The sequence below is a fragment of the Metallibacterium sp. genome (genome assembly GCF_054637675.1).
The window spans coordinates 1-4,240 of sequence record NZ_JBTSRB010000094.1 but is presented as its reverse complement, the minus strand read 5'-3'; the positions used below and the strand labels follow the sequence as shown (position 1 = coordinate 4,240).

General features: G+C 64.5%; 4 protein-coding genes. 3 read left to right on the top strand and 1 reads right to left on the bottom strand.

The window, feature by feature from the left end:
- The coding region (locus ACYDAT_RS15735; protein ID WP_461451345.1) for a S9 family peptidase at positions 1-1,712 on the top strand (1,712 nt) is incomplete at its 5' end.
- 51 nt (positions 1,713-1,763) lie between these two features.
- Positions 1,764-2,390, top strand: a complete 627-nt coding sequence (locus ACYDAT_RS15730; protein WP_461451343.1) for a peroxiredoxin — start codon at positions 1,764-1,766, stop codon at positions 2,388-2,390.
- A gap of 125 nt (positions 2,391-2,515) precedes the next feature.
- Here ACYDAT_RS15730 and ACYDAT_RS15725 read toward each other — a convergent pair whose 3' ends face one another.
- Positions 2,516-3,193 (bottom strand): hypothetical protein, encoded by a 678-nt coding sequence (locus ACYDAT_RS15725; protein ID WP_461451341.1) that lies wholly within the window; start codon positions 3,191-3,193, stop codon positions 2,516-2,518.
- Between the two features lie 141 nt (positions 3,194-3,334).
- Between ACYDAT_RS15725 and ACYDAT_RS15720 the strand changes: the two genes are divergently transcribed.
- On the top strand, positions 3,335-4,102 hold the full coding sequence (locus ACYDAT_RS15720) for a class I SAM-dependent methyltransferase (RefSeq protein WP_461451339.1): 768 nt from the start codon (positions 3,335-3,337) through the stop codon (positions 4,100-4,102).
- Positions 4,103-4,240: the final 138 nt, after the last annotated feature.

The following is a 4,240-nucleotide window of genomic DNA, read 5'->3' as shown; positions in this document are numbered from 1 at the left end:
GCATCAGCGACGCGCGCAATGGCGTCGAGCAATTCGCCTGGAGCCCCGACGGCAAGACGATCGCCTTCGTCACCCCCGACAATCCGCGGGTGAGCGCGAAAGCCAAGCGCGCGCACCATGATCTCTTCAGCATTCACGACGACGACTACCAGATCACGCACGCACCCGCGCCTTCGCACATCTGGCTGCTATCCGTGAAGGATGGCGCCGCGCGCCAGCTCACCCACGGCCCCACGAGCGTGCTCGAAAACCCGCCGCCGTTCGCGGGATCGATCACCGCCCCGGCGTGGTCGGCTGACGGCAAGTGGCTTGTCTTCACCCGGCAGATCGATGCCGACGACAGCGATACCGACAAAACCACGATCGCCGCGGTGAACGTCGCGACGGGCGCGGTGCATGCGGTCACCGCCCACCACACCTACGAGTACACGCCGGCATTCGCGCCGCAGGGTGATGCGATCGCCTATCTGTACCCGCACGGCCCCGGCCCGGTGAGCGATATGGATGTCTTCGTCACCACGATTGCCGGTGGCCATGAACGCGATGTCAGTGCGGACATCGACCGCGACGTCTACTCCGAATATGCGTGGCTCCCCGATGCGCGGGGCCTTGTGGCTGTCGTCAACGACCACGTCGGTACCAGGATCTTCGTGCAGCCCTTGCATGGGGCGGCGCACGCGTTGGCGCTCGGCAGCCTCAACCCATCGCTCGTTGCGGTTTCAGCGCAGGGTGCGTTGGCGTTCGTCGCCGACAGCGCCACGCGCGCGCCCGAACTCTATCTGCTGCGCGCACTGAGCAGCCAGCCCGTCGCCCTGACATCGTTCAATCGCGCATTCTCGGACTATGCCTATCCGCGCAGCATCGAAGTCACCTGGCACGCGCCCGACGGGCAACCGGATGACGGCATCCTGACCTATCCCAACGACTACCGAGCAGGGCAGCGCTACCCACTGGTGGTGTACAGCCACGGCGGCCCCGAGGCGGCCTCGACCGAGCATTTCGATGGCGGCGAGATCGGCCCGTTGCGCGATGTGTTCGCGGCACGTGGCTATCTGGTGTTCGAGCCCAACTATCGCGGCAGCGACAACCTCGGCGACGCGCACGAGCACGCGATTTATCGCGACCCCGGCGTCGGCCCCAACAGCGATGTGATCTCGGGCATCACCATGCTGGAGAAACAGGGCATCGTGGATCGTGCGCGCATCGCGGCGGTCGGGCATTCCTACGGCGGCTACATGACGACGTGGCTGATCGCGCACCAGCACTTCTGGCGTTGCGCGGTGGTCGCCGATGGCGCGGTGGACTGGACGCAGGAGTACGAACTCGCGGGTGACGGCAACATGGCCTGGGTGCGCGCCTCGCTCGGGGGCAACCCGTGGGATCCGCAGAGCGCGGCGCTGTACCGCAGCGGTTCGCCGATCACCTATGCCGGGCAGATCACGACACCGACGCTGATCCTCTCCGGCACCGCCGATATCACCGTGCCGATCACCGAGTCGTTCGCGCTGTATCACGCGCTCGCCAGCCGGCATGTCCCGGTGCGGTTCATCGGCATTCCCGGCGCGCATCACATGCCGCAGGATCCCGTGCATCGCGAGTTGTACTATCGCGCGATCGAGGACTGGGTGGTTACCCACATGCAGCCGTCAAACCGGGCCGGCTTGCCTGCGGGTACGGTCGCACGGGCCGACACTCGACGCTCCGTTCACTGATCCGGAGCGATGATGCGAAAGCAAGGTCTCACTCACTCGGAGTATGTCGCCATGAACAAGCGTTGGATCGGTACTTTGATGGCTGGTGCAATGGCCGCATGGGTTGCGCTTCCGGCGCTGGCGGCCCCGGCGCCCAAGACGATGCTGGAACCAGGCGCCATGGCTCCTGATTTCACGCTGCCTGCCACGCTTGCGGGACACGATTACACCTTCCCGCTGAAGCAGGCGCTCGCCAAGGGTCCGGTCGTGCTTTACTTCTTCCCGGCTGCCTATACCAGCGGCTGCGATCTGGAAGCACACACCTTCTCGACGCACGCAGCCCAGTTCGCCAAGGCCGGGGCGACCATCATCGGCGTATCGGAAAATTCGATTGCGATGCTCAACAAGTTTGAGGTCGATCCGAATTTCTGCGCCGGCAAATTCCCGATCGCCTCCGACCCCAGCGGCAGCGTCGGCGCCATGTACGGAGTCAAGCTGTATCCGCCGCAGAAAGGGGCCAAGACCATCCACGGACAAACCATCACGCACGGCTTTTTCGCGCGCACGACCTTCGTGATCGCACCCGACGGCAAGGTCGTGGCGTCGATGTCCAGCGAAAAGGACGGCATCTCACCGGTCCAGCACGTGACGCGTTCCCTGGCTATCGTGCAGCGCCTGCAAGAGCACAAGACGCCCTGATCGGCGGCGCTTGGGCGCTATCGACGCCCGCCTTGCGGCGGGCGCTCTTGTGGTCATGCGTTGATCCAAAACAGGGGTCAGGTTGGACTTTTCCGAAACTGCACTTTGACTCCGATTTCCCGATTTCACTTCGCAGCCAGCCGCGCCTCGGCCTCCGCGACCATGGCCAGATAGCGCGGATCCGTGCGCAAAAGGTCGAGGTCCGGATCGGCCTTGGCATAGGGCATGAAGCTGTCCGTGATCGTTTCGAACACCGGGCCGAGCATTTCCAGGGCGCCCTCCTTGTCCTTCAGATAGACGCTGATCGCGCACACGAAGTTGTAGCGCATGTTGAAGTTGTCGGGATCGATCAGCAGGGCGCGATTCATGCGCGCCTTGGCGCGCTCACCCTCGCCGAGCGCGGCCAGCGCGTAGGCGCTGTAACCGGTGACCCCGGAATTGTTCTGGTCGCGCGCCAGGATGGCCTCGGCGCGCTTGAGCGCCAGTTGCGCGGCGCGGCGCATACCGGCGACATTGCCCACCGCGGTGTAGCAACTGATCAGCATGGACGCCGAATTGAGATCCGCGTCCATCAGGCTCGCGGCTTTTTCGTAGTAGCGAATGGCGTCATCGTAATGATGGAGCTGGTAGTTCAGACGTCCGGCCGAGCGATTGACCTCATAGGATTCCGGGTCCAGATCGAGTGCGATGGCGACTTCGGCGGCGGCCGCATCGGCAGTGCCGTCCACAAACAGGATCTGGGCCTTGACGGCGTGCGCCTCGGCCAGGTTGGAAAACAGGGGTCGGGTTGCACTTTTCTGCAACTGTACTCTGACCCCGGCGGCGAAATGGTGACGCCCGTTTTGTTGGAGCGTGCAGGCCAATCCTTGCCTGCAAGGCGTTCAAGCGGCCCATACTGCGCCCAGAGGATTGAGCGCTTTACTTGACCCCCTCGGTGCAATCGCATGAGCGACTCGGCGGTACATGTACGTAGCGACACGGAACTGACTGCGGCCAATCGGGCGTTGTATGACACGTTGTGGGCCGATGCCCGGCTGATCGAGCCGCGCCGGTTCAACACCTGGTCGCTGGTCTCGGCGCTGGCTGCGCAATCGCGAAGGGCCCTGGAAGTGGCGCCGGGTTTGCGCCCGCGCCTGCCGCTGGAGCACACCCAATTCCTGGACATCAGCGCCGCGGCCATGGCGCGCTTCCGGGCGCGCGGCGCCGCCGCCGTAGTCGGCGTGATCAACACGTTGCCGTTCGCCGACCAGAGCTTCGATCTGGTCTGCAGCTTCGACATTGTCGAGCATGTCGACGACGACGAGACCGCGCTGGCCGAACTTTCGCGCGTGTGCGCGCCCGGCGGCGCGCTGCTGCTCTCGGTGCCCCTGCACGAGGCCGCATGGACCGCGTTCGACGACTTTGTCGGCCACCGCCGCCGCTACGAACCGCAGGATCTGGCGGACAAGCTTCGGCGTCACGGGTTCGACATCGAGCGCAGCGCCGTCTTCGGCATGCAACCCAAATCCCCGCGTCTGGTCGCCTGGGGCCTGTGGCATCTGACCCATCATCGCCAGCGTGCGATGTGGTGGTACAACCATGTGTTCATGCCCATCGGCCTGCGCCTGCAGAAAAAACTGCGGTGGCAGCCGGGCCTGATCGATGACCCGCGCGTGGACACCGTGCTGATGGTCTGCCGCAAACAGCCGAACGGTGCCAAGCTCACTGAGTGAGGTTCAGAAAGTGAACCTGGCCCTCTTATGCCCTCATGCCGTTATGCCATGATCGGCCTCCCGACCGGAGACGCATATGTCCTCATCCACGATCAGACGCATTTTCGCCGCCGCGACGATCCTGCTGCTCGGCTGCTC